The organism is Methylobacterium sp. WL8, assembly GCF_008040045.1.
Taxonomy (GTDB): Bacteria; Pseudomonadota; Alphaproteobacteria; order Rhizobiales; family Beijerinckiaceae; genus Methylobacterium; species Methylobacterium cerastii.
The window spans coordinates 1-21829 of sequence record NZ_VRVF01000019.1; the positions used below are offsets into that span (position 1 = coordinate 1).

At 69.9% G+C, this 21829-nt stretch carries 19 protein-coding genes, 1 tRNA gene and 1 pseudogene; 7 read left to right on the plus strand and 14 right to left on the minus strand.

From position 1 onward, the window contains the following. The 3 genes and pseudogenes from FV234_RS09260 to FV234_RS09270 all read right to left on the minus strand — a co-directional run. Nucleotides 1-416, minus strand: a pseudogene (locus FV234_RS09260) (anti-sigma factor); the annotation flags it as partial. Further along, the gene (locus FV234_RS09265; RefSeq protein ID WP_147828853.1) at nucleotides 413-922 is read right to left on the minus strand and encodes a sigma-70 family RNA polymerase sigma factor; all 510 of its coding nucleotides are present in this window, start codon (nucleotides 920-922) and stop codon (nucleotides 413-415) included. The pseudogene FV234_RS09260 and the gene FV234_RS09265, both read right to left, overlap by 4 nt. A gap of 43 nt (nucleotides 923-965) precedes the next feature. Next, complete coding sequence (locus FV234_RS09270; RefSeq protein WP_056250476.1) at nucleotides 966-1349, minus strand: hypothetical protein; 384 nt, start codon at nucleotides 1347-1349, stop codon at nucleotides 966-968. Between the two features lie 2 nt (nucleotides 1350-1351). Here FV234_RS09270 and FV234_RS09275 point away from each other — a divergent pair, with 2 nt between their 5' ends. Then, the gene (locus tag FV234_RS09275; protein WP_147828855.1) at nucleotides 1352-1720 is read left to right on the plus strand and encodes a GNAT family N-acetyltransferase; all 369 of its coding nucleotides are present in this window, start codon (nucleotides 1352-1354) and stop codon (nucleotides 1718-1720) included. A gap of 50 nt (nucleotides 1721-1770) precedes the next feature. Here the strand turns inward: FV234_RS09275 and FV234_RS09280 are convergent, their stop codons facing one another. The 5 genes from FV234_RS09280 to htpG form a co-directional block, all read right to left on the minus strand. After that, nucleotides 1771-2667 (minus strand): 3'-5' exonuclease, encoded by an 897-nt coding sequence (locus tag FV234_RS09280; RefSeq protein WP_147828857.1) that lies wholly within the window; start codon nucleotides 2665-2667, stop codon nucleotides 1771-1773. A 172-nt stretch (nucleotides 2668-2839) separates the two neighbouring features. Then, the gene (locus tag FV234_RS09285) at nucleotides 2840-3286 is read right to left on the minus strand and encodes a hypothetical protein (RefSeq protein ID WP_147828859.1); all 447 of its coding nucleotides are present in this window, start codon (nucleotides 3284-3286) and stop codon (nucleotides 2840-2842) included. 474 nt (nucleotides 3287-3760) lie between these two features. Then, the gene (locus FV234_RS09290) at nucleotides 3761-5305 is read right to left on the minus strand and encodes a site-specific integrase (RefSeq protein WP_246686153.1); all 1545 of its coding nucleotides are present in this window, start codon (nucleotides 5303-5305) and stop codon (nucleotides 3761-3763) included. A 97-nt stretch (nucleotides 5306-5402) separates the two neighbouring features. After that, a tRNA-Ser gene (locus FV234_RS09295) sits at nucleotides 5403-5492 on the minus strand. Between the two features lie 94 nt (nucleotides 5493-5586). After that, on the minus strand, nucleotides 5587-7431 hold the full coding sequence (gene htpG / locus FV234_RS09300) for a molecular chaperone HtpG (protein WP_147828863.1): 1845 nt from the start codon (nucleotides 7429-7431) through the stop codon (nucleotides 5587-5589). Nucleotides 7432-7915: 484 nt separating this feature from the next. On the opposite strand from htpG, the gene FV234_RS09305 reads away from it, so the two are divergent. Both FV234_RS09305 and FV234_RS09310 read left to right on the plus strand, forming a co-directional pair. Continuing rightward, the gene (locus FV234_RS09305) at nucleotides 7916-11326 is read left to right on the plus strand and encodes an ATP-binding protein (protein ID WP_147828865.1); all 3411 of its coding nucleotides are present in this window, start codon (nucleotides 7916-7918) and stop codon (nucleotides 11324-11326) included. Beyond that, nucleotides 11319-12230, plus strand: a complete 912-nt coding sequence (locus tag FV234_RS09310; protein ID WP_147828867.1) for a response regulator transcription factor — start codon at nucleotides 11319-11321, stop codon at nucleotides 12228-12230. The genes FV234_RS09305 and FV234_RS09310 overlap by 8 nt, the downstream gene beginning before the upstream one ends. 37 nt (nucleotides 12231-12267) lie before the next feature. Here FV234_RS09310 and FV234_RS09315 read toward each other — a convergent pair whose 3' ends face one another. The 3 genes from FV234_RS09315 to FV234_RS09325 form a co-directional block, all read right to left on the minus strand. Beyond that, nucleotides 12268-12927, minus strand: coding sequence for a peptidase C15 (locus FV234_RS09315; protein WP_281407953.1), 660 nt, complete (start codon nucleotides 12925-12927; stop codon nucleotides 12268-12270). Next, nucleotides 12924-13913 (minus strand): methylmalonyl Co-A mutase-associated GTPase MeaB, encoded by a 990-nt coding sequence (gene meaB, locus FV234_RS09320; RefSeq protein WP_147828869.1) that lies wholly within the window; start codon nucleotides 13911-13913, stop codon nucleotides 12924-12926. The genes FV234_RS09315 and meaB overlap by 4 nt, the downstream gene beginning before the upstream one ends. A 78-nt stretch (nucleotides 13914-13991) precedes the next feature. Next, complete coding sequence (locus tag FV234_RS09325; protein ID WP_147828871.1) at nucleotides 13992-15017, minus strand: SDR family oxidoreductase; 1026 nt, start codon at nucleotides 15015-15017, stop codon at nucleotides 13992-13994. Between the two features lie 222 nt (nucleotides 15018-15239). Between FV234_RS09325 and FV234_RS09330 the strand changes: the two genes are divergently transcribed. Then, complete coding sequence (locus tag FV234_RS09330; protein WP_147828873.1) at nucleotides 15240-16277, plus strand: alpha/beta hydrolase; 1038 nt, start codon at nucleotides 15240-15242, stop codon at nucleotides 16275-16277. A 6-nt stretch (nucleotides 16278-16283) separates the two neighbouring features. Here the strand turns inward: FV234_RS09330 and FV234_RS09335 are convergent, their stop codons facing one another. Continuing rightward, nucleotides 16284-17171, minus strand: coding sequence for a transglutaminase family protein (locus tag FV234_RS09335; protein ID WP_147828875.1), 888 nt, complete (start codon nucleotides 17169-17171; stop codon nucleotides 16284-16286). A gap of 292 nt (nucleotides 17172-17463) precedes the next feature. On the opposite strand from FV234_RS09335, the gene FV234_RS09340 reads away from it, so the two are divergent. After that, on the plus strand, nucleotides 17464-17820 hold the full coding sequence (locus FV234_RS09340; protein ID WP_147763295.1) for a hypothetical protein: 357 nt from the start codon (nucleotides 17464-17466) through the stop codon (nucleotides 17818-17820). 332 nt (nucleotides 17821-18152) lie between these two features. Here FV234_RS09340 and FV234_RS09345 read toward each other — a convergent pair whose 3' ends face one another. Both FV234_RS09345 and mdcB read right to left on the minus strand, forming a co-directional pair. Next, nucleotides 18153-19073: an acyltransferase domain-containing protein gene (locus tag FV234_RS09345; RefSeq protein WP_147828877.1), complete on the minus strand. Its 921-nt coding sequence runs from the start codon at nucleotides 19071-19073 to the stop codon at nucleotides 18153-18155. Beyond that, nucleotides 19070-19939, minus strand: coding sequence for a triphosphoribosyl-dephospho-CoA synthase MdcB (mdcB, locus tag FV234_RS09350; RefSeq protein WP_147828879.1), 870 nt, complete (start codon nucleotides 19937-19939; stop codon nucleotides 19070-19072). Before mdcB ends, FV234_RS09345 begins: the two co-directional genes overlap by 4 nt. A gap of 167 nt (nucleotides 19940-20106) precedes the next feature. Here mdcB and FV234_RS09355 point away from each other — a divergent pair, with 167 nt between their 5' ends. Together FV234_RS09355 and FV234_RS09360 are read left to right on the plus strand one after the other, a co-directional pair. Next, nucleotides 20107-20670 carry a DUF533 domain-containing protein gene (locus FV234_RS09355; RefSeq protein WP_147828881.1) on the plus strand — a complete coding sequence of 188 codons (564 nt, stop codon included), beginning with the start codon at nucleotides 20107-20109 and terminating at the stop codon, nucleotides 20668-20670. Nucleotides 20671-20774: 104 nt separating this feature from the next. Next, nucleotides 20775-21827 carry an esterase gene (locus FV234_RS09360; RefSeq protein WP_147828883.1) on the plus strand — a complete coding sequence of 351 codons (1053 nt, stop codon included), beginning with the start codon at nucleotides 20775-20777 and terminating at the stop codon, nucleotides 21825-21827. The last annotated feature ends 2 nt before the right edge of the window (nucleotides 21828-21829 follow it).

Below are 21829 nucleotides of genomic sequence, written 5' to 3' on the forward strand. Positions count from 1 at the left end.
ACCACCTCGACCACGAAGGTGCGAAAGGCCGCGACCGCGTCCTGCGTCGCCGGTTCCTCCGCCACCATCGCCGTCGCGGGTCCGCCGCGCAGGGCATGGCCGACCCAGCCGCCGGCACCGCCGAGCGTAAGGCAGAGCACGGCTGCAGCCGCCATGGGGAACCAGCCCCCGCCGACGAACCGACGTCGCGGGCGAATGTTGGCCACCCGGAGCCGCGCCGGGATCGCCTCCTCGGCGATCGGCGCGAGGCGGGCACGCAGGCGCTCGCGCAGGGCGCGATCCGCCGCGACCTCGGCCGCACGCGCGGGGTTTCCTTTGAGCCATGCCTCGACCAGCGCCTGCCGCTCCGGTTCAAGGTGGCCGTCGATCAGGCCGTGCAGGTCGTCCTCGCCGACCGGGCGTGGATGCCCGCTCATTTCACCCTCCTCAAGAGGCCGGTCCGGCCAGTTTCCAGAAAACTTCGCATCCGCGTCCGCGCCCGGCTCAACCGGGACATCACGGTGCCGAGCGGTACGCCAAGCACCTGGGCCGCCTCGGCATAGGACAGATCCTCCACCGAGACGAGGAGCAGCACCGAGCGCTGTTCCTCGGGCAGGGCGTCGAGGCCGGCAAGCACGTCGCGGGCCCCCATCGCGGCCTCCGGGTCTATACCTGGGTCGGGCACCTGCTCCAGCGCTTCCGCGCCACAATCGACGCCGCGCCGGCCCCGGCGCCGGACGGCGCCGAGGAACAGGTTGCGCTCGATCGTGAACAGCCACGCTCGGAGGTCGCCGTCGCGGCGGCGCCCGGACCAAGCGGACAAGGCCCGCTCCAGGGTGTCCTGGACGAGGTCGTCCGCCGCCTCGCGGTCCCGCAGCAGCGCGACGGCGTAGCGCCGCAGGGCCGGGATTTGCGGTTCGATCAGGGCGGCGATCTCGTCCAACGACGTTTCCCGGTCAGAGGGGGCCGATCAAGGCATTCCCCGATCAAGGCTTGGCGATGTGCCACGCGCCGTTGAGGAAGCCGTCGCCGGTGATGTCGCCGGGCTTGGTGTCCTTGGCAAAGGTGTAGAGCGGCTTGCCCTTGTAGGCCCACTGCATCGTGCCGTCGTCCCGCGTCACCATCGTCCAGTCGCCGCTGGCGGCCGAGCCGGAGGCGGCCATCAGGGCCGGCCAGTTGGTGGCGCAGGGGCCGTTGCACATCGACTTGCCGCCCATGTCCTTGTCGAAGGTGTAGAGGGTCATGCTCTTGGCATCGACGAGCGCCGGCCCCTTGGCGGTCTCGGCCGTCATGGCAGGCGCGGCGGCCTGGGCGGCCAAGGCGGAGAAGGCCACAGCCGCGAAGGCGGCGCGGATCAGCAGAGTGCGCATGGGTGAGGTCTCCCGCGGTCGAGCATGACCGCCGTCAGCATTTGAAGCTTTTGTTGGGGTGTTCTGAAACTCTGATTGCTGAGCTTGATGGCTCAGTGATTGGCTTTATCACCGTGGATGATGAGGGCTACATCTCGGCGTTGTACGTCGGTCGCACCCGCATTGGCGCCGGATCAGCACTACTGCAAGCAACAGAGGATCGTCATCGACGCCTCTGGCTTCACGTTTTCCAAGAAAATGCTTTAGCTATAGAGTTTTATAAAGCGCGGGGCTTTGCGGTGGTCGATGAGGATACGCAGATCGATAGCCTAGGTCGCCGGCACCGTCGGTACGCGATGGAGCGCGCCAACGGTTCCATCTTGTATCGGTAGCTGAGGAGGCTTCTGTGACGCTCGAAAATGCGCTGGCTTAGCTTCGGGTCTCACCCTGAGGCTTCGGGGTTCGTTCTTACGGAGAACCGGTCCCTCGCCGTGATCCGCTCGGCTGGTAGGTCCTGGACCTCACGCTTGAAAATCTGTTGGCTGAGGAAGGTGCGCTCGATCTCGAGCCGTTCCTCTTCGACATCGATGTACCAGCACCGCCGCCGGCCGCTCCACCGATAGCTGCGCGCCTTCAGCACATCCTTCGTGGCAATGGGTGAACCTGCGGCCCAAATGCGCACCGTGGGCTTACGTGCGGTTTCGAGCAGGCATGACAGCGCGAGGCGGCCGGAGGCCCTCAATGGGGCTGCCAGCAGTGCCATGAGGGCATGGCAGTCATCGATGGCGCGATGCCCGTCATGGAAGAAGCCGTAGTCGGTGAGCAGATAGCCAAGCTTCATGCCCTCGTGGCCTTCGTCGCGCCATGGCACCTGATGGCAGGAACAAGCCCAGTTCTTCTCGGCAAAGATTGGCCAGCGGCCCTCGCACATTTGGCGGTCGAAGCTGGCGTTGTGAGCGATCACCACGGCGGCATCGGCAGCCATCGCGCGCACAGCCGCGTCATCAATGCGCTGGCCAGCCACGTCCGCATCCGTGATGCCGGTCAAGCGCGTGACTTCGGGCGGAATCGGCTCGCTCGGTTGATGAAGCTGGTTGAGCGTCTCGAGCACCCGGTAGACGCGGCCGCTCGCGCCGTACTCGAACTTGACGATGCCAAGCTCGATCACCTCGTCGCGCGCGTGATCGATGCCCGTGGTCTCTGTGTCGAGGATCAGCCCGATGAACGTCGGCTCGTCGGCTGGATCCATGAGATCGACAAACGGTCTGACGCGCCGCAGCACCCGGTAGTCGCCAGTGCCCTCTAGCACGCTTGCGATGCTGTCGAGGGCTTCCATCACTGCTGTTGTGTCCAGTTCCAAACCTCGCCATCGCTCAGCCATTGGAAGCCGCGACTCGTCGCAGGAGCAGGACACGGTCACGGCCTCCCAGCCAGACCTCCTAAAGCTGAGTCCCCAAGGAAATTAGCGCAGCTTGGGTTCATCCAATCGAGGGCCGAGCTCTCGGGCGGCTCTATGGCTTATTCGCGGCCTTTTTCGAGGGCTCAACGGGTTTGATGCTTCCTGTCTCGGAGACACGTTCACGAGCCTGATCGAGGCGCTTCTTCGAGGCGACAAGCTCGCGCTGTGAACTGCCAAGCTGACCCTTGGCAGCGTCGCGCGCGGCAACAGCTTGACCAAGCTCCTCGCGTGCGGAGGCGAGTTTGCCTTGCCACTCACGGACAAGGTCGATGTTTGCCTGCTCCAACTCTCTCTGACGATTCACAAACCCGCTTCTTTCTGTCTGAAGTAGGCTGACCTCAGTCGTGAGATTGCGGTTGGCTGACGCTTTGTTCGCGTAGGCTCCCCAACCTGCAAAGGCGAAAACCCCCAGTATGAGAGGAAGCAACTGAGCAGGTGCCGGCTTCCACGCAAAAATCACCTGGAGGTTCCGGCGCAGCAGTTCGAGCAAGCGAGGCATGGACCGGCTGTCTCCTAGCGCAACCGTGCGGACCCCGCTGGTCCGAACGGTTGATCGATCAGTTTCATGACGATGCTCACGCAGCGTTAATCCTTGCTTACGGAGCACATCACAAAGCGGCTTGCGCCGCCAACAGGAGCATAACGTCGGATGGCTGCCGGCCTGTATGGTCGAGGCTCTTGTTGCTTTCGAACGGGGGGCCTGTCCTAAAAGCAAAAACTTGCTGAGGTTGCTCAGGTAGGCCGGTGGGGACGGCGTGCCTCGCGCGGGCGGTCTATCTTAGGGCCATGAGGCGGCGGTACTGTAGTTCGCCGTCGTGACAATATCGTCCAGCGTACTTTCGCAATATGCGCGACAATTCATCACGAATTGTGAGCCAAAACGATAGCTCAAGCTGTCGTTTAATTCAATTTAAATACCAATTACAGGTTTTTAAATAATTTTCTTTTGCAGACAGCGGTGATTCGAATTCGATCACGCCTGCGACAAGCTAATTGGGATTCCTGGTAATTTCTCCAGTTCTCTCTTCATGGCAGATAGATCGTACTCGCCGTATCGGTCGCCCACGGAACGATGGGAGTGACCGGTGATAGCGTCCGCGATATCGGGCGCAAGCCCATGATTGCGCGCTAGGGTCTTAAAACGGTGCCGCCACGAGTGGTTGGGGGCCAGCCGAGGATCTTTTAGGCCCAAGTCGCGAACCCAGCGACCCAGCACCTTCGTGCCATTGCCGCCCCGTTTGCCGAATTTATCCGGCGGCAGTTCCGGGAACAGCGGGCCGGCCTTCCGGCTGCTGACGAATTCGAGGAAGCCCGCCGCGATCAGAGCTGAGTGCAGGGGGATCGTTCGTTCGGAGCCGATGTTCTTGAGAGACCCCGCATCGGCGTCGAACCGCAATGCGCGCGTACCCTCGATCTCGACGATGTCTTCGACCCTCAACTGGCAGACCTCTGAAAGTCGGCCGCCCGTGAAGGCGCAGACCCAGGGCACCCAACGTCTCACCGGGTCTTTCTCGACAGCTGCCGCATCAAGGATGACCCTGGCTTCAGCTTCTGTGAAACCCCTTTTCCCCTGCCCCGGCTTCTGCTTCACACTGATGGTGATGCGTTCGGCGGGATTTTCAGCGAGACGCCGGTTGTCGACCCCCCACCTCAGTATCGCACGAACCGGCGCCAAACGACTCTCACGGATCGTCTTTGCGGCTAGACCTGCCGCTACCAAGCTATCCTTCCAGGCGACGAGATCGTCAGCGGTGATGCGGCTTACGTCGTCGTGCTTCAGGAATGCTGAAAGCTGCGCCATAACCCGTGTCCAGTCATAGATCGTCTTCTCTGCCGGCTTCCGTTCGGCAGCCCAGCCGTTCACAAGGTCATTGAACTTGACTGACGCCTGCGTATCCATCCGCCTCGTTACAGGGGTGGGAGCGACCAGGGGCGTCTTCGGCGGTCTGTCATCTCCGGGTACATCACCAAGCGCGTGCCGCTCTAGGACCAGGCTCGCCCGCTGAATGGCCGCCGCGACAGCCTTGGCGAGAGTGCGGCGGCCGTCCGGATCGACCTGCAAACCTTTTTTCCCGATGAGGATGTCGGCCTGCTTGAGGCACCATTCCTCCATCTCGTCCTCACCGTGGTCGGCGTACTCACCGTGGAGGACCTGATGGACGACATCAGGGCGGCGCCAAAGGCCCTTTCGGCGCTGTTGCCAAAGGCGCTCGAAAAGGTTCGTGCGCCAGAAATTTAGGCTCGGGTTCTCGCGATGCAGGGCGATCCAGCGGTCGTGGGCTGGCGAAGCGAGTTCATGCGCTTCCCGCTCGCTCAGTGCCCTAGGTCCAGCTTCAAGCGCCGCCCATCGCTTCTCGATATCCCGTATCGCCTCAGGGTGGCGAAGCCGCGCCTCGTCGGGATCCTTCGTCCCGAGGCTGACCATCTCCGTCCACTTTCCAACAAGCGGGCGCAGGTGTTCCGGCACGCCCTTGCGAGCGTAGTAGACGCCGTTGTGATGTTTCCAGGGTCGAGCCATGGGTAGAGGCATTTGTACCACCCGTTTGTACCAAGCGGGCCGCACGAAACCGTTGCAGGTCAGCAACTTACCGTGATGATTGAGCTTTAGGTCTAAGTGGCGGAGAGGGGGGGATTCGAACCCCCGATGGGCTTGCACCCATGCCGCATTTCGAGTGCGGTACAATCAACCGCTCTGCCACCTCTCCGCGAGGTGCCTCGTCGAGACCGGCGGTGCCTAGCATGAAGCACCGCCGGATCACAAGCGCGATCGCGCTTTTTCGATCGCGATCGTCGGTCGGCTCAGGCCTTCCCGGCCAGCGCCGCCGCGACGACCTGGGCGAAGGCGACCGGGTCGCGCGGGGTGTCGCCGTCCTGAATGCGGGCGAGGTCGAGGAGGGTGCCGGCCGCCGGCGCGATCGCGTCCTCCGGGCCATCGGCCAGCGCGCGGATCAGCGGGTGGCGCGGGTTGATCTCCAGGATCGGCTTGCCGCCGCCGGCCGCGCGGCCGGCGCGGCGCAGCAGGCGCTGCATCTGCAGGTCGGGGCCGTTGCCGCCGGCCGCCAGCACCACGGCGCTGTCGACGAGGCGGTCGGTGGCGCGCACGTCCGAGACGTCGTCGGACAAGGCCGCCTTGATCTTGGCGACGAGGTCGTCGACGCCGGCCGGGGCCTCGCCGGCCTCCGCGTCGCCGGAGAACTTCGACAGGTCGAGGGCGCCCTGGGTCACCGAGCGCAGCGGCTTCTCCTCGAAGCGCGCGAGCTGCTCGGGCCAGAACGCGTCGACGTGGTCGGAGAGCAGCAGCACCTCGAGGCCGCGGGCGCGGAAGCCTTCGAGCTGGGGCGAGCGGGCGAGCGCGTCGGCGTCGTCGGCGACGAGGTAGTAGATCGCCTCCTGGCCGTCCTTCATCCGCGAGACGTAGTCGGCGAGCCCGGTCCAGCCTTCCACCGCGGAGGACTTGAAACGCAGCAGCGGCGCGATCTCGGCGCGGCGCTCGTGGTCCTCGTAGATGCCTTCCTTCACCACTGGCCCGAAGTTCTCCCAGAAGGCCTGGTAGCCCTCGGCGTCCTTGGCCCGGCTCGTCAGCTCGGAGAGCACGCGGCCGGTGACCGCGCGGCGGATCTTGGCCAGCGCCGGCGTCGTCTGCAGCATCTCGCGCGAGACGTTGAGCGGCAGGTCCTCGGTGTCGACCACGCCCTGCACGAAGCGCAGCCAGGACGGCAGCAGCTTGGCGTCGTCAGTGATGAACATGCGCCGGACGTGCAGGCGCACCTTGCTCTCGCGCTCGCCCTCCACCGCCTGGAACGGCTTCATCCCGGGCACGAACAGCAACGCCGAGAACTCGAGCGCGCCTTCCGCGCGCCAATGCAGCGTCGCCCACGGCTTGTCGAAGTTCATGCCGACCGAGCGGTAGAACTCCTCGTACTGCTCAGGCGTGATCTCGGATTTCGCCTTGCGCCAGAGCGCCGTGCCCTGGTTGGCCGATTCCTCCTTGCCGTCCTCGACGATGGCGATCGGCACGGTGATGAAGTCGGCCCATTTGCGGACCAGGTGGTCGAGGCGGTAGCTCTCGAGGTACTCGTCGGCATCCTCCTTCAGGTGCATCACGATCGTGGTGCCGGGCTCCTCGCGGGTCGCCGGCTCGAGGGTGTAGCTGCCCTGCCCCTCCGAGGCCCAGGTCCAGGCCTCGTCGGTGCCCGCGCGCCGCGAGGTGACCGTGACGCGGTCGGCCACCATGAAGGCGGAATAGAAGCCGACGCCGAACTGGCCGATCAGGCTCGGCTTCTCGTCTTCCTTGCCGTCCTGGGGCTTGGCGTCGGCCAGCGTCTGCGAGAACGCCCGCGTGCCGGAGCGCGCGATCGTGCCGAGGTTCGAGGCCAGGTCGTCCTTGCTCATGCCGATGCCGGCATCCGAGACGGTGAGCGTGCGGGCCGCCTTGTCGGGGGTGATCCGCACCTTCGCGTCGGCCGGCAGGGCGCTCGCCGCCGAGGTCAGGGCCTCGAACCGGCGGCGGTCCATCGCGTCGGCGGCGTTGGCCACCAGCTCCCGCAGGAAGATCTCGCGGTCGGAGTAGAGGGCGTGGACCACGAGGTCCAACAGCCGCCCGACTTCGGCACCGAATTCGTGCCGTTCCACCGTCTCGCTCACAGTCGTCGCTCCGCTTTCAAAGGAGCGCTGCCCGACGACGCGGATGTCGGCGCGGCGTCGGGAAGCGCGTCAAGACACGATCCGGCGCCGCCCGGCCGGATCGGACCGGGCGCCACCGCGAATGCGGGGGCGATATGCCGTCGCGGGCCCGCGAATTCAATGCTGGCCGCATGCAGGGCCTGTACAGCCGGCCAGGGTGATCGCTCGAAGCCGCGTTCAGCGGGTTCAGGGCGCGAAGAGCGCCCCGCGCAGCGGGCTTTTCAGGACCTCGGTCCTGAAAGGCGTCGAGCGGAGCGAAAGCCTGAGCCCGCGGAGGCGGGCGCCGGCGACTGAGGCCGAAGTCGAACAGGGCAAGCGCTTTCGAGCGATTGCACGACAGGGCCGGCGCACGATTCTTGCGAATCCCGCGCCGATCCGGCCTATCGATGGCGCACGCGCCGCGGGCCATGCCGTCCGGGGACGTTTCGGGACCGACCACCACCCCATGAGCGGGCGCCAGCACATCATCCCGATCCGGCGGGCCTACAACCGCCTCGTCGCCGACGAGACGCTGGAGGACTACGCCCTGCGCTTCACCGCCAAGAAGGCGCGGCGCTGGTCGGCGTTCCAGGTGGCGCAGACGGCGCTCGGCTCGCTCTCGTTCCTGGCGCTGGAGGCGATCGGCGGCACCCTGGTGCTGGCCACCGGGTTCTCGAACACGCTGGCCGCCGTCCTCGTCGTCGGCGTGCTGATCTTCGCCACCGCTGCGCCGATCACGATCTACGCGGCCCGCTACGGCCTCGACATGGACCTGCTCACCCGCGGGGCCGGCTTCGGCTATCTCGGCTCGACCGTGACCTCGCTGATCTACGCGAGCTTCACGTTCCTGTTCTTCGCCATCGAAGCCGCGATCATGGCGCTGGCGCTGCAGCTCTGCTTCGGCCTGCCGCTGTGGATCGGGTATCTGGCCTGCGCCGCGGTTGTGATCCCGCTCGTGGCCTACGGCATCCGCCTGATCAGCCGGTTCCAGATCGGGACGCAGCCGCTTTGGGTCGGCCTCAACCTGCTGCCGCTCGCCTGCATCGCCTGGAAGGGCGACGCCCCGCTCGATGCGCTCTTCGCCTTTCCGGGCCTGGCCCCCGGATCGGGTGCGGGATTCGACGCGGCCCGCTTCGGGCTCGCCGCCGGCGTGCTTCTGGCGCTCCTGGCGCAGGTCGGCGAGCAGGTCGACTTCCTGCGGTTCGTGCCGGCGCCCGAGGGACCGCGCGACCGGCGCTGGTGGGCGGCGGTGCTGGCGGCCGGCGCCGGCTGGATCGTGCCGGGCATGCTCAAGATCCTCCTCGGCGCGTTCCTCGCGGTGCTGGCGATGGAGCACGGCGTCGCGCCGGAGAACGCCGCCGAGCCGACCCGGATGTACTGGATCGCCTTCGGCTACGTCACGCCCTCGCGGGAGGCGGCGCTTTTCTTGATGACCGCGTTCGTCGTGGTCTCCCAGCTCAAGATCAACCTCACCAACGCCTATGCCGGCTCGATCGCATGGTCGAACTTCTTCTCGCGCCTGACGCACAGCCATCCGGGGCGGGTGGTTTGGCTCGTCTTCAACGTCGCCATCGCGCTGCTGCTGATGGAGCTCGGCATCGACAAGACCATCGCCAGCACGCTGCCGCTCTACGCGGTCGTGGTCTCGGCCTGGGTCGGGGCGCTGGCCTCGGACCTCGCGATCAACAAGCCGCTCGGCCTGTCGCCGCCGGGCATCGAGTTCAAGCGCGCACACCTCTACGCGATCAACCCGGTGGGCACCGGCGCGATGACGCTGGCGCTGCTCGCCGGCACCTTCGCCCATGCAGGGCTGCTCGGGCGCGCGCTGCAGCCCTTCGCGCCGCTCTTGACGCTCGGCGTCGCGTTCGCGGCGGCGCCGTTGATCGCCTGGGCGACAGGCGGGCGCTACTACCTGGCGCGGACGCCGAAGGCGGATTGGGGGCGGCCCGAGATCGTCTGCCGGGTCTGCGAGCTGCCGTTCGAGGGCGAGGACATGGCCCATTGCCCGGCCTATGACGGGCCGATCTGCTCGCTGTGCTGCTCCCTGGACGCCCGCTGCGGCGACCTGTGCAAGCCGCACGGCAAGCTGGAGGCGCAGGCGCAGGCCGTGCTCGGCCGGATCGTGCCGGCGCGCACCGCCGCCTGGATCGGCGCGCCGCTCGGGCGCTACCTCGCCCTGATGCTGACGCTGGTGGCCGTGGTCGGGCTGATCCTCGGCATCGTCCACGCCGGGGCGACGCTGGAGCATCCCGAGCACCGCGTGGCGCTGCGCGCCGCGCTGACCAGCGTGTTCTTCATCCTCGTCGTCATCCTCGGCGTGGTCGCGTGGCTGTTCGTGCTGGCGCACGAGAGCCGCCGCGTCGCGCAGGCCGAAACGCGGCGCCAGACCGCCCTGCTCGAGGCCGAGATCGAGGCGCACAAGGTCACCGACGCCAAGCTCCAGACCGCCAAGGAGACGGCGGAGGCCGCCAACCTCGCCAAGAGCCGCTACGTCGTCGGCATCAGCCACGAGCTGCGCACGCCCTTGAGCGCCGTGCTCGGCTACGCCCAGCTGTTGGAGGGCGACGCGGCGATCCCGCCAGCGCGCCAGAACGGCATCCGGGTGATCCGGCGCAGCGCCCAGCACCTCTCGGGCCTGATCGACGGCCTCCTCGACATCTCGCGGATGGAGGCGGGCCGCCTGCAGATCCATCGCGACGAGATCCGCATCGCCGAGGTGCTCGACCAGATCGTCGACATGGTGCGGCTGCAGGCGCAGAGCGCCGGCCTCGACTTCCGCTTCACCCGGCCCGAGATCCTGCCCGCGGTGGTCGCCACCGACGAGAAGCGCCTGCGGCAGGTGCTGCTGAACCTGCTCTCCAACGCGATCAAGTTCACGCAGGCCGGCCACGTCGCCCTCGACCTGAGCTACCGCAGCCAGGTGGCCGTGTTCACGATCCGCGACACCGGGCCTGGCATCCCCGAGTCCGACCTGGAGCGGATCTTCGAGCCGTTCGAGCGCGGGACGACCCCGGCCGCCGCCGGCACGCCGGGGACCGGGCTCGGGCTCACCATCGCCAACCTGCTGGCGCAGGTGATGGGCGGCGAGATCTCGGTGACGAGCGAACTTGGCCGCGGCACGACCTTCCGCTTCCGCCTGATGCTGTCCGCGATCACCCGCGCCGCGCCGATCCCGGCCCCGCCGGCGATCCCAACCCGCGCCTACGTCGGCGCGCGGCGGACGGTGCTGGTCGCCGACGACGACGCCGGGCACCGTGCGCTGATGCGCGAGATCCTGGAGCCGGAGGGGTTCGTCGTGGTCGAGGCGATCGACGGTCCCGCCTGCCTCGCCGCAGCCGAGGCCGAACGCCCGGACCTGCTGCTCCTCGACATCGCGATGCCGGGACTGTCCGGCTGGGCGGTCGCCAAGCGCCTGCGGGAGGCGGGGTTCGCCGGGCGGATCGCGATGATGTCGGCCAACGTCCACGAGATCAGCCCGATCCGCGGCGACGACGCCCCGCACGACGCGATCATCGCAAAGCCCTTCGACCTGCGCGACTTCCTCGAACGGGTCACGCAGCTCCTCGGCCTCGAATGGGCGGGCGCCCCGGAGGCGGAGCCCGAACCGAGGGCGACGCCCTCCGCGGAAGCCTCGGGGCCGTCGCCGCAGCAGGTCGGCGACCTGCTGCGGCTCGGGCGGATCGGGCACATCCGCGGCATCGAGGCCAAGCTCGCCGAGATGGCGCAGGATGCGAGCGTGCCGGATGCGTTCGTCGCGCGGATGCGCGGCCTCGTGGCCGATTTCGACATGCGGCGCTACCTGAGCGTGCTTCAGGCGATGGCGGACGGCATGGCGGATCGCGCGGTCGCGTCGGAGGGAGCCGCCGTCGATGGCTGAGGCGCAGCGCGACATCGTCCTGGTCGTCGACGATTCCCCCGACACCTTGAACTTCCTCACCGACGCGATTGAGCGCTCCGGGGCGACCGTCCTCGTCGCGGTGGCGGGCGACCTCGCCCTGGCGCTCGTCGAGGAGATCACCCCCGACGTGATCCTGCTCGACGCGATGATGCCCGGCATGGACGGGTTCGAGACCTGCCGCCGCCTCAAGGCGAAGCCGCACGTCGCGCACGTGCCGGTGATCTTCATGACCGGGCTGACCGAGACAGAGCACATCGTGAAGGGGCTCGGCGCCGGCGGCGTCGACTACGTCACCAAGCCGATCGCGCCCGACGAGATCCTGGCGCGCATCCGCGTGCATCTGGCGAGCGCGCGGGCGGCGCAGAGCGCGCGCGCGGCCCTCGACACCGCGGGCCGCACGCTGTTCGCCGTGGACGCGGCCGGCGCCGTGGCGTGGTGCACGCCGCAGGCCGCGCGCCTGCTCGGCGACCTCGCGGCCGACCCCGGCACGGCGCTCGCCCTGCCCGCGACGAGCCGCGCGTGGCTGCGCGACGCCCTGGAAGGCGGCGCGGCGGCCCCATTGAGCCTGCGCGACCGCGAGGGCCGCGCCCACGTGCTCAGCTTCATCGGCCGGACCGGCGAGGAAATCCTGCTCCGGCTCTCGCGCGACGACACCGCCGCCGGCCTCGAACGCCTGCGCGACCGGCTCCGCGTCACCGGCCGCGAGGCGGAGGTGCTGCTCTGGCTCTCGCGCGGCAAGTCGAGCCGCGACATCGGCGAGATCTTAGGCTTGAGCCCGCGTACGGTGACGAAGCATCTGGAAGGCATCTACGCCAAGCTCGGCGTCGAGAACCGCACCGCCGCCTCGGTGATCGCCGCGCGCCACCTGCAGGATCTGGGGTAAGCGACGCGGTGGATGCATATGCCTGTGTCGGGCGGCATCAGCGCGTCCGCGCGGCCGCCCGTCCTCGAACACAGAGGAACAGCGCCACCTCGGTCAACGCCTGCGCCTGCGCCGCGGGATCGAGACGGCCGCGCCGCGGGCGCACCGCGTCGCGGGGCCGCTTCGCCGAGGACACCGGGGGGATGTGGACGAACAGCACCGGGCACGGCTCGGCCAGGGCGCGGAAGTAGCTGGCGTTGCACAGGTAACGCCCGGCGTCGCGCGAGCCGACCACCGCCAGCCCGTGACGGCGCAGGATCGCCAGGGCTTGGGGCGCGACGACGGCATGACGCGCCGCCGGCTCGGCCGGATCGAGGGTGAGGCTGGCGGAGGGGCGCCCCGACGCATCCGGGTAGAACCGGCTCGCCCTGTTGCAGGCCCGCGCCTCCACGCGGATGCGCTTGGCCCGCGAGGCGACGCCGAGCATCAGCACCGCCGCGGGTGCCTCCGCTAGCGCCGGCACGAGCTGCGTGCCGACCGCGTCGTAGGTGGTGTCCAGCACCCGCACCCGCAGGGCGCGGCCGAGGGCGAGCCTGAGGCGGCTCGATCGTTCGAGACGGCGGGCGAGCGCCGCGCTCGGGTTGCGCGGCATGCCGGGAAACGGGCCGAACCCGGTGATCAGGAGAACCGGCGCTTCGCTCGAAGCTGTTGGGCTCAAAGCCCGATCAGCTCGGCGATGATTGCGGCGCCCGCAGCCGGAGAGGCTTCGCCCTTCGCCACGCGGCCTTCCGCCTCGGCGGTCGCCTTGCGCACCTCCGACGTGCCGACGAGGCGCTGGTGCAGGCGTTCGTGAACGAGGGCCCACATCCACTTCACATCCTGCTCCCGGCGCTTCTTCGCGATCTCGCCGGTGGCGGTGAGCTTCTGGCGATGATCGACGACCCGGTCCCACATCGCGTCGAGGCGCAGGTTGTGGAAGCCCGAGATGGTGACCACGGGCGGCGTCCAGGTGGCGGAGGCCGGGGTGAGGATGTGGAGCGCGGCGCGGTACTCGCCGGCTGCGGCGTTCGCCCGCCGCTCGGCCTCGCCGTCGTCGGCCTTGTTGACCGCGATCATGTCGGCGAGCTCGAGGATGCCCTTCTTGATGCCCTGAAGCTCGTCGCCGGCGCCGGGCAGCATCAGAACGAGGAAGAAGTCGGTCAGGTCCGCCACCGCGGTCTCGGACTGGCCGACGCCCACCGTCTCCACCAGGATCACGTCGAAGCCGGCCGCCTCGCAGAGCAGCATGGTCTCGCGGGTCTTGGCGGCGACGCCGCCGAGCGTGCCCGACGAGGGCGAGGGCCGGATGAAGGCGTTGGGATCCAGCGCGAGACGCGCCATCCGGGTCTTGTCGCCGAGGATCGAGCCGCCGGTGCGCGTCGAGGACGGGTCGACCGCCAGCACTGCCACCTTGTGGCCGGCGGCCGTGAGGTTGGCGCCCAGCGCGTCGATCGTCGTCGACTTCCCGACGCCGGGTACGCCGGTGATGCCGACGCGGATCGCTTGGCCGGTCTGCGGCAGCACCGCGTCGATCAGGTCCCGCGCGAGCGCCCGGTGGTCGGCCCGCTTCGATTCGGCGAGCGTGATCGCGCGGGCGAGCGCGGCCCGGTCGCCGGCGATCAGCCGGGTTCGGAGAGCATCGATGTCGAGGGAGGCGGGCGTCATCCGCCCTTCATGCCGGGACCGAGGGCGTTCGTCGAGAGGCGCGGGCCCGTGTCGCCGCGCCCCTCCCGCGTCACCGGATCAGCGCCGGCGGTTGCCGGCCAGCACCGAGGTCGCGGCCAGCACCGCCCCCACCGCCACGATCGACGAGGCGAGCGGGTGCAGGGTGCTGCGCGTGTAGAAGCTCCGGCGCATCACGTAGCCCGGATGGTCGCCGGATGTCCGCCCGGTGCTTCCGGCCTCGCGCGAGGCGCCCCCGGCTTGGTGCAAGGCGCCCGCTCGGCCACGCGCCGGCTCGTCGCGCAGCTGCTGGGCGATCATGGTGCGGCCGATCCGGTCGAAGGCGCGCGGTGCCAACCGTTGCGCCGCGCTCATCAGCCGGCCACCGCCGCCGATATAGATGTCGCGCTGCGGATGCACGGCGGCGTGGACGATGGCGTTGGCCACCTCCTCGGTGCGATAGACCGGCGGCGGCAGCTTCACCGCGCGGTCGGCGTAGTTCTTCGCGTTCTGCGGGAACGGCGTGTCGATCGCGGCCGGCTTGATCAGCGTGACCGCGACGCCCGCGCCCTCCTCCTCGAGCTCGATGCGCAGGGCGTCGGTGAAGCCCTTGATGGCGTGCTTGCTGGCGCAATACATGCCCTGCAGCGGAAACGCGACGTCGGACGCGACGCTGCCGAGGTTGATCAGGACGCCGCCCGTGCGCTTCAGGTGCGGCACGGCCGCGAGCGATCCGTTGACCACGCCCCAGAAGTTCGTGGCGAACAGGCGCTTGTTGTCCGCCTCGACGACCTCCTCGAGCTTCCCGAAGATCGACAAGCCAGCATCGTTGACCCAGGTGTCGATCCGGCCGAACCGGGCGATCGCGGCCTCGGCGATGGCGTCGACGTCAGCCCGGTCCCCGACGTCGGCCACGACGTGGATGGCCTGGCCGCCGGCCGCCTCGATCTCGCTCTCGATCCTGGCGAGCGCGTCGCCGCTGCGGGCCGCCAGCACCACCTTGGCGCCGCGCTCGGCCGCCATGCGGGCGGTGGCCAGGCCGATGCCGCTCGAGGCGCCGGTGATGACGACGACTTGGCGGCCGAGGGGGTTTCGCGATCTGAACACGGCAAGTCCTTTCCGATCCTTCGGCGTCTCCCCTGCCCTCTAACCGCCGCACGCCGCCTCCGTTCAGAATGCGTTTCCGCCGGCCCCAGACGTCCGATGCCCGCAATCCACCGGGCGAACGGTCACGCTTGTGCCCTGCCATGGTCATGATCCTGCGGCACAGGCTAGGTCTCGGAGCCGGACACATCGCCGTCTCCCATCGCGCCGGACAGACCCGAGATCATGCTGCGCCAGCCTCCGACCCGCCGCGCCTTCGTCCGCCTCGGTGCCCTCGCTGGAACCGCCGTGCTGGCGCCGTCCCTCGGCGGTTGCGTCACGGACGGCCTCTCGACGGGCACGGTCGTGCTGCCCGAGCGGCAATCGGCCCTCGACGTGATGCCGGTGCTCCTGGTCGCCACCACGCGCAAGCCCGTCGGCAGCCCGCCCAAGCCCCCCTACTTCAACGCCGAGCGCGGCCGCGGCCTCAGCTTCGCCGAGGTGCGGCTGTCCCCGCCCGACCGGTCGCTGCTGGGCAAGGTCTCGTCGGTGATCTCCGGCGACTGGACCATCGGCGCGGTGCCGAAGGTCGAGACCGGCCCCGGCGCCGCCAACGCCTTCGCCGAGGCCGCGCTGGGGCGCGACGTGCTGATCTACGTCCACGGCTACCGCGAGTCGTTCGAATCCGCCGCCGTCAGCGCGGCCCGGCTCTCCGACGGCATCCGCTTCCGCGGCGTGTCCGGCCTGTTCACCTGGCCGTCCGCCGCCGCGACCTTCGATTACGGCTACGACCGCGAGAGCGCGCTGTGGTCGCGCGACGCCTTCGAGGACCTGCTGAAGGCGCTCGCCTCCACGCAGAGCGCCGGCAAGATCAACATCGTCGCCCACTCCATGGGCACGCTGCTGACCCTTGAGACCCTGCGGATGCTGCGCGCCGAGGCCGGCGAGGCGGCGATGAACCGGATCGGCGCGGTGGTGCTGGCCGCCCCCGACATCGACATCGACCTGTTCACCGGCAGCGTCGCCAAGCTCGGGTCGGACGTGCACAAGATCACGGTGATCTCGTCGACCAACGACCGCGCCCTGGAACTCTCCGGCGCCATCGCCGGCGGCGTCGTCCGCGCCGGCGCCGCCGACCGCGAGCGCCTGGAGGCGCTCGGCGTGCGCGTCGCCGACGCCTCGGATTACGGCGGCGGCCTGATCAACCACGACCTGTTCCTGTCGAACCCGGAGGTTCAGGCCGTGGTCAAGCGCGCGATCTCGCGCGGCGGCAGCGGGGCTTAAGCCCGCTCACTCCATCCGCGTCGTCATCGTCTGCGGCGGCAGCGGCTCCTCGGGGGCTTCGGCGGCCTCCGCGTCGAGGTGGTCGATGACCGCGACGGCGTCGGCCCAGACCCGGAAGCCGACCAGCGGGTTCGGGCCGAAGGTGTGGGTCAACGGCACGTCGGCGGCGTCGCGCCCGTAGGCGACCATGACCCGGCCGATGCGCGGCGCGTTGTTGCGCGGGTCGAACACGTGCCAGCGCCCGCCGAGGTAGACCTCCATCCAGGCGCAGAAGTCGCCGGCCGGGTGCGGCTCCGGCTCGCCGATGAAGCTGATGTAGCCGGTGCAGTAGCGGGTCGGCAGGTTCAGCGCCCGGCAGAGCGCCACCGCGAGGTGGGTGAAGTCGCGGCAGACCCCGCGCCCGCCCTGGTAGGCGTCGAGCGCCGTGCGGTCGCGGTGGGCGAACTCGTAGCCGAAGGCGAGGTGGGCGTGGACGAAGTCGCACACCGCCTGCACCCGCTCCCACCCCGGCGGGGTGTCGCCGAACAGCCGCCAGGCCTCGTCGGCGAGCAGGTCGGATTCGCAGTAGCGGCTCGGCAGCAGGAACAGCAGGGTCTCGGCCGGCAGGTCCTCGACGCGGTGCTGCGCGGCGTCCGGCGCCATCGGGTCCGGCAGCCCGTCGTCGGCGACGATCCCGTCGGTGCCGATGGTGAAGGCGCCGGCCGGCGCGATCAGGCGGCCGCAGAGGTTGCCGAAGCTGTCGCGGTACGTCTCGACCGGCACCGCGGGCTGGGTGACGATCGCATCCGAGGCCTCGAGGGCGTCGGCGCAGGAGGGATGCAGGTTGAGCATCACCACCATCGGCACGGGATAGGGGAAGGCGTAGCGCATCTCGCAGCCGAGCCTGATCCGCATCCGGGATTCCTTCTTTCCTGAAACTGGGGCCGGCCAAGGCTTGTGGTGGAAGGCGTATGGTCTGACGCGCGCCGTCGCCGGGCCAGAGCGACCGGACCCAAGCAGGAGGCGGACCGCGAAGGGCTCGGACGGCGCGATAATTCGGGGTTGGCGGGTGTACCGTTCCCCCCTACAGCATCCCCGCGACCGGATTGAGAGCGGTGCGCGGAAGTTCCAGAGCTTTCTTGCGGCGCAGGCGCGAACGGCCCGGATGCGGGCCTTTCGCAACACGGTAATCAGAGGGAAGTCAGCGATGTTCACGCTCGAGATCGAGGGCAAAGCCGTGGCGGTCATCAACGGCGACGAGGAGACCGCGCGCGACCTCTTCACCTGCGACGGCTTCAAGGAAGACATCCAGAAGATGACGAGCGACGGCGCGCCGCTCTGGAACGGCACCTCGGAGCTCAAGATCCGCGCCGCCAACGAGGACGAGATCGAGATCTTCGAGGACGCGCTGGCCGAGGACGACGGCGAAGGCGACTTCGAGGACGACCCGCGCCACGCCGCCGCCGCCAACGACGCGACCACCGAAGAGGGCGAGGAGGACGAGGACGAAGCCGACATCGTCTTCCTCGTGGACATCGACGAGGCCGACGCCCTCGATTCGTGAGGGTTTCGGGCGTCCCGATCGAACGGGACGCCCTTTCCTTCTCTGCTCCGGGATCAGATCCGTTCTTCGCCTCGCGCAATGGATGAGGGGGGCCCCCTCTCCCCGCACGCGGGGAGAGGCCTGCAGGGACCTCGTCGTCCCTGCGGGTAGCGAAGGCGAAGCCGAAGCGACGGTGAGGTGCAGGACGAGGCTCCTCCGTCGGCGCCCCTCACCTTCGGCTGCAGCCTCGCTCGGCCAAGTCCTCTCCCCGCACGCGGGGCGAGGGGATGCGCGGCAGCGTCGGGATACGACAGCTTGGCGCCCGGCGGATCGACGTCGCGGCTGACGACGCCTCAACCGGCGAGCCACTCCGTCACGCCCGCCGCGGTGCGAAAATCCTCCAGCGCCCGCACCCGCGCGTCGGGGATCGCCGAGCCGGCCATGGTCGCCAGCGCGTGGCCGGGGCCGAGTTCGAGTACGGTGGTCGTGCCGTATTCCCGGCAGGTGTCGAGGCAGGCCGCCCAGTCGATCGTCTGCGCGATCTGGCGCGCGAGTTTGTCGAGCCCGGCGGCGGCGTCGAACACCGCGGTGCCGTCGAGACCGCCGACGAGGCGCGGGCCGGGGCGCGGCGGCTTTTCCTGAGGTGCCGCGCGCAGGATCTCGCCGAAGCGCAGGGCGGCGGCGGCGAGGAGCGGCGTGTGCGACGGCGTCCGCACCGGCAGCACCACCGCGCGCTGCGCCCCGGCGGCGAGCGCCGCGCGGCAGACGGCCTCCAACGCATCGACCGGCCCGCCGACGACGACGCTGTCGGGCGCGTTGCGGATCGCAAGGTGGCAGCCATGCGCGCTTGCCATGTCCGCGCTCCGCGCCTGCGGCAGGCCGCGGATGCCGGCGAGGCCGTGCCCCACGCCCGAGGCCGCATCCATCGCCTCGGCGCGGGCGGCGGCGAGCGCCAGCACGGTCTCGACCGAGAAGCGCCCCGCGCAGCCCCAGGCGGCGAGGTCGCCGATGCTGTAGCCGGCGACGATGCGGCGCGCCGGGGCGGATGCGGCGACGATGGTCCAGCCGGCGAGCGCCGCGACGCAGCACAGGATCTGCCCGGTGCGGTTCTCGTTGAGGGCCGCGCCGCCCGCCCGCGCGATGTCGCGCGGGTCGGCGCCGAGGAGCGGCTTGGCCGCCGCGAACACGGCCTGCGCCGCCGGCAGCCCGGCGGTGAGGTCGAACATGCCCGGGTGCTGGCCGCCCTGCCCCGAACAGAGGATCGCCAGCGTCACGGAGGCGGCGCCTCGATCGCATCCACGAACAGCGTCATCGCCAGCAGGTCGGCCGCGCCGCCGGGGCTGAGGTTCTGGGCGACGAAAACGTGGTGGAGGGCTTCGGCCGCCTCGCGCCACGCCGTCTGCCCGACGCCGCCGGCCGCGATGAAGCCGGCGGCCGCGTCGCGGGCGAAGGCGTAGCCGGCCTCGCCGCCGCGATGGAGCAGGTTTGTGTCCTCCACCGTCGCGATCAGCGCGAGGCAGGCCTCGACGTGCGCCGCCTCCGGGTCGTCCGGGCGCAGGCGCCGGCCGCGGGCCAGCGCCGGAAGGCCGACCTCGTAGACGCTCGGGAAGCCGGAGGCCGCCTCGCGCGGCGCGCCGCCGACCCCGTGCCGGCGCCGGGCCTCGGCCCCGGGCGCGCGCAGCAGAACCGGGCCGTCGAGGATGTCCGCGCCGTAGCGCTGGCGGACCCGGTCGCCGAGCCCGCCGGCGGGGATGGTCTCCCCGGAGAACGAACCCGCGGCCGCGCAGAGCAGGCCGAGGCCGAAGATCGCGCCGCGATGGGTGTTCACGCCCCCGGTCGCCGCGCGCATCGCCGCCTCCGCCGCGATCCCGATGCGCCGAAGCTCGGGCATCGTCGCACCCTGGGCGCCGGAGGCGGCGAGGTCGGCGAGGTAGGGCTCGATCGCCGCCGTGCTCGCCGCGAAGGTGGCGGCGTCCATGTCGGCATGGCTGCCGCTGTCGATGCGGCTGACGAGGCCGGGCTTCGGGTAGGTGTCGAGCTCGCGCCGCAGGGCCGAGGCCGCGGCCGCCGCGATGCGCCTGGCGCGCTCGGCGTCCCGTAGGGGCAGGCTCGGGGCTCGGGAACGGGCGACTGTCGTCATGGCCTCTCGGATGCGGCGACGGGTTCGGGACGGAAGACCGCCGGTGCCGCTCCATATCGCCGCCGCGCCCGCATCCGGCAACCGGCGCGGCGACACACGCGGATGAACCTTGGCCCCGGCCGATGGTTGCCGGTCCGATCCTGTCCCGCCTTCGAAGGTACCCCGCGATGCCCGACTCGAACAGAACCCCGGATGCCAAGACGTCCGGCGCCCCGAAAAAAGCCCTCGACGCCAAGGGGATCGTCGACGCCCTGGTCAAGGCGCGCGGCGGCGCGCTCGCCGGCGCAGCGCTCGGCGGCCTCGCCCTGATCGGCGGCCTCGCCTACCGGTCGCTACGCGGCGGCAAGGCGGACGCGACCGAGACGGCGGCCTTCCAGGACGTGCCGGAGGACGAGGCGCGCCTGATGCTGCGGGCGATGGTGGCCGCGACGGTCGCCGACGGCGTGGTCGACGCGGCCGAGCGCCGCCGCCTCGACGAGGCGGTGGCGGCCGCCGGCATCGACCGCGACGGGCGCGCCTGGCTCGAGCGCGAGCTCGGCAACCCGGCCGAGATCGACGAGATCGCCGACGCGGTGGACGATGCCGAAGCCGCCGCACGGATCTATGCCGCGGCGGCGCTGGCAATCGACCTCGACACGATGCAGGAGCGCCAGTTCCTCAAGATGCTGGCGGAGGCCCTCGACGTGCCGCCCGAGGCCGCCGCCCGCGTCGAGCGTGAACTCTCGGCCTGATCGTCTCGCCGTTGCACCCTCCGGTTGATGCCGGCGGGTGCGACGGTGCTAGGCTCCGGGTCGCGGCGCAGGAAGACGGCGTCGCGGAAAAGCCCGGGAAGCGCATGTCCGAGGAAACCTCAAAGCCGCTTCGCCGGCAGCTCGCCGCCGTCGCCCTCGCGGGCGGCCTGATGACCGGGGCGGCGGCCGCCGAGCCTTTGGGGCCGTTGACCATCGCCCGGCAGGGCAGCTTCTTCGTCGGCGGCCGCAGCGTCGCCTCGGACACGCTCTCGACGCTGCCGGCCTACGCGCCCTCGGGCACGATCGCCGTCGACCAGGTCTACGTGCGCTACCAGGTCCCGGTGGAGGCCAAGCGTCCCCCCGTCGTCCTGATCCACGGTTGCTGCCTCACCGGCAAGACCTGGGAGACGACGCCGGACGGGCGCATGGGCTGGGACGAGTTCTTCGTCCGCGCCGGCTTTCCCACCTACGTGATCGACCAGGCCGGCCGCGGCCGCTCTGCGGTCGACCCGTCCGCGATCAATGCGGTGAAGACCGGCAAGGCCGCGCCGGAGACGCTGCCGCCGGTGGTCTCGGCCGGCCAGGAACCGGCCTGGGCGATCTTCCGCTTCGGCCCGAAATACCCGGAGGTCTTCCCCGGGATGCAGTTCCCGCTGGAGGCGCAGGGCGAGTTCTGGAAGCAGATGGTCGCCGACTGGGCCGCGACCCTGCCGACCCCGAACCCGACCGTCCCCGCCCTGTCCGAGTTGGCGAAGACGTTGGACGGCGCGATCCTGATCAGCCACTCGCAATCTGGTATCTACCCGTTCCAGACCGCGGCGCTCGACCGCGCCGGCATCCGCGGCCTCGTGGCGATCGAGCCGGCGGCCTGCCCCGATCCGGCCAAGGACGACATGGCGCCCTACAGGGACCTGCCGATCCTCGTGCTGTGGGGCGACTACGTCGAGTTGGCGCCGCGCTGGGCGCCGCGGCTGAAGCTCTGCCGCGCCTTCGTCGAGGCCGCCAACAAGGCCGGCGGCAAGGCCGAGCTGGTGCTGCTGGCCGACGTCGGCCTGAAGGGCAACTCGCACATGCTGATGCAGGACCGGAACAGCCTCGACGTCGCCGCCTGGCTGACCGCCTGGCTCGACGCGCACGTGCCGCCGCGGAAACCGTGAAG